This window comes from Paenibacillus sp. 01L418 (genome assembly GCF_056400045.1).
Window position 1 is genome coordinate 1 of record NZ_JBFTSN010000558.1, and the last position, 3,581, is coordinate 3,581.

At 43.4% G+C, this 3,581-nt stretch carries 3 protein-coding genes; all 3 read right to left on the minus strand.

Annotation, left to right across the window (positions count from 1 at the left end):
- Nucleotides 1–992 (minus strand): Ger(x)C family spore germination protein (locus tag AC1DSE_RS32590; protein WP_477528865.1); only part of this gene is annotated, 992 nt, incomplete at its 3' end.
- Nucleotides 989–2,077 carry a GerAB/ArcD/ProY family transporter gene (locus tag AC1DSE_RS32595; RefSeq protein WP_441882206.1) on the minus strand — a complete coding sequence of 363 codons (1,089 nt, stop codon included), beginning with the start codon at nucleotides 2,075–2,077 and terminating at the stop codon, nucleotides 989–991. The genes AC1DSE_RS32590 and AC1DSE_RS32595, both read right to left, overlap by 4 nt.
- Before the next feature lie 2 nt (nucleotides 2,078–2,079).
- A partial coding sequence (locus AC1DSE_RS32600) for a spore germination protein (protein ID WP_477528866.1) occupies nucleotides 2,080–3,581 on the minus strand: 1,502 nt, incomplete at its 5' end.

Genomic DNA, 3,581 nt, shown 5'->3' on the forward strand with positions numbered 1-3,581 from the left:
CTGATCAGTTCTCCTTCCAATTTAACATCGAAGATTGCGGTAACTTGATCACCTTTTCTTTTTATTTTCAGCTTTGCTTGTCTATCGGCATTCATCGTCATGCTTAAATTGAGCTTCTTATCAGAAGGGTCATGGAAATCCCAAGTCGTTTCCTCCAATTCCCCGCGAAGCATATTGAGTATTCGTGTCTCCGATCCATTCAGATAACCAACCAAAGAGCTGCTTTTGTATACTGCACTACCGAAAAATTCTACAGGAACATCACCTGTACGTTTTATTTTCCCTGCATATTGATCACTCACAATAGGCTGTTTGGCATCTGGATTCAGATCTTTCTCATCAGAAGAAATGTTTGCTTTGCCTTTTTTAACATCAGGCCTAGGAGCTGATAATATAGAAATAGCACCTGTGCCTTTGCTTTCGACATCCATAATAAATTCATGAAAACGCGCTTGCTTCGGTATGGTGCCGCCTTGATTTTTGGGATCTAATTCAAGTTCAAACCAGAAGCTAACGTCCTGTTCAGTCGTTGGCTGAACAAATTGCAGGTAGTCCTTTGCTTTCCCTTTTACCGTAATCATATTAACGGTACGCCGAAATTCCCGATTACGAACCGCTTCACTTAATAGAGGCATGACGCCCTTTCTGGCCAGCCCTTCGCCTATAATGAGCGCTTTAGAGTGAATAAGCGTTAATCTGCGAGCAATAAAGCTTTGGCTAAGAGCGAGTGCAGAAGCCATATTGGAGCCTTCAATGGTATGTACAATGACAACTTTATTTCCCCCTCCGCCTGAGCTTTGACCCATATCACTGAGCTTTGGTACAGCAATAGCAAAACTAAATAAGAAATCATTTTGTGGGCCTTCATCCACACCGATTGCGATCACAAAAGCCATATTTTCCGGGTCCAGCCGATCCCAACAGCCCGATAAAAAAATCAGGCTCGTTACTGTAACCACTATGGTGTTTACAATCCGAAATGAGCGTCTCACGCTGGTCTCCTCCCTTTACGGATGATGCCTACCAGCCATGTCAGCATAGGCAAACCAATCGAAATGATTGAACCATAGGTTCTAAGAATGTCCCGATCCCAAGCGATGGCCGTCATCTCGCTGTCTGGCAGCATGGCAAAGCTGAATATCGTTATCGTCAGCGGAAACACGAGCGGCCGATGTCTTGGCAAGTGAAAAATTTGAGACAACGCTGAAGCTGTACAATATAAGCCCACCGCTAATTTAACGACTGTGCTGATTAACCAAACGATGAGAAACAAACTTTCCAAGCGCTGCAGCCATCGTCCATATACTATCAGCTTGCTAATTTCCATTAATGGCACGTTAATTCTCGAAGCTGTTGGATATGGAAAGATAAATAAATAACATATCGTTGTGCTGAGCAGCAGGACAGACGAAACGATGATACACCACCAAGCCACTTTTCCCCAGTCCTTCTGATGTCGCATTCTTGGCAGAAGAAATCCGAGTACAAGCAGCTCGGAAAATAAAGAGCTCTTAATTACACCCAAAAAAAGCACATGAGAACGACCAGTACCCCATAAGGGTGATAAAGCTTTGGGCTCCATATGTGTCATTAAACCACCGATTAGCAATAGATAAACGCTTCCTACAATGAGGAATACAGTTATGGAGCTGATTCGGCCAATGGCTTCGATTCCTGTATGTGCGATAAAGGCAATCGGTAATAAAAGCGCAAGTAGAATTGCCATAAGAGGTGTTCTAGGCAAAATTTCAGAGGATATGATTTCTGAAAATTCACGAAGCACGATGAATGTAATCATATAGAAAAAAGTACAGTACATCAGATTAACTGCACTTCCCAAAATCGGGCCTAATATGTCTTCCGTAGCCGTAATTAATGTACTATTTTCTGGACCATTGTTTATCACCCCTCTAATTGCCCACCAAGTAAGCGGACAGAACAGCATCGCAATAATAATAATAATCCAAGCTGCGGTGCCCCCTTCTTCTGCCAAAGACCTTTGGAAAGGCAAAAATATTTTTGTGATGATAAAAATAATGCCGATTGCAGTAGCCTCTCTTAATCCAATGTGATGCATTCTCACTTCTGCGCATCCCCTTGTTTGTTCGTCTCATCGCTTTCTGCCGCTTTACTGCTCGGAATTTTATTCGCATCTTTGGGACGGATCGAAAACGGACGATAAATTTGCTTATCGATTGCTTTTCTCAAAAATGAATCGCTGCTAGGTCTATGAGGTGTAAAAGGAGCTAGTACAGGAACGCCGAACGAATTTTCCGCTGCTCGCTTAGTCCAAAGCAATAATGACAGTAAAACAACGCCAACCAAGCCGAGATAAGACGCTGCAAGCAAATAAATGAAACGAAGCATACGTGTGGCGAACTGCATGTTATAGTTCGGAATCGTATAAGAAGCTAGCGCTGTTGTTGCCGTAATAATGACAACGATCGGGCTTACAATATTGGCTTGTACGGCGGCTTGCCCCAGTATCAATGCCCCAACGATACCAATCGTCGGACCGATAACGCTCGGAATCCGGACGCCCGCTTCACGAATGATTTCGAACATCAATTCCAGCATAAATATTTCTGCAGCTAGCGGAATCGGGACAACCTCGCGTGAACCGGCAATAGCAAGCATAAGTGTCGTCGGTATCATTTCTTGATGGAAATTAGCGACTGCCACATAAATACTTGGCAAATAGAGTGCAACAAAAAAACCGATTACGCGAATCGTACGGATAAAGCTGCTGTATGGCCAACGAAGATAAGTATCCTCTACCGTTTGCAGGAAAAGTGGAAAATGAGCTGGGACGATAAGAGAGAATGGTGAATTGTTCACCATAATACTTACATAACCATTGGCAAGATGTGCTGCGGTCCAGTCTGGTCGTTCGGTGCTGAGTATATTGGGGTAAATCGAATTCGAATGCTCCTCAATTAATTGTTCAATCGTGCCGCTATCGCCGATGTAATCATATCGAATGCTTGCAATACGTTTTCTAACCTCGGCTACAAGCTCTTCGTTTGCAATCGTTTTAATATAAACAATCGCTATTTCTGTCCGCGAGAGCGTGCCTACAAAACCAGTCTCCACGATGAGGTCTGGCGTCCGCAGTCTTCGTCTAATCATCGATAAATTTGTTTCTAGTTCCTCCGTAAACCCTTCATTTGCACCGCGTACGACAACCTCCGTTCTCGGRGTATCGATGGCTCTCTTTTCCCATCCTTTTACCACAACGAGTATCGCTTCAGCTACGTCATCAAATAAAATGGCAGCGGAGCCTGCCAATATACTATCTGTAATTCTTCCTAGATCCACTTTTGAGGTGACTTTTCCATCTTTAAATGTATCAGCCATCAGAACATCTATATCCAGATCTTCAACATGCTTCATCTCTATATTCATTATAGGTACCATGACACAACGATCCAGATGCTTCCAATCTACTTGTCCATCCATGAAAAGAACTGCACCCTTTTGCCCATGTTGTCCTACTGTCACTTCACGAACGATTAGACCACGATTGCGAGGATAGGTGAAATGAGCCTTAAACCATTCTAGATTTTCAGCGAGGCTTCGGG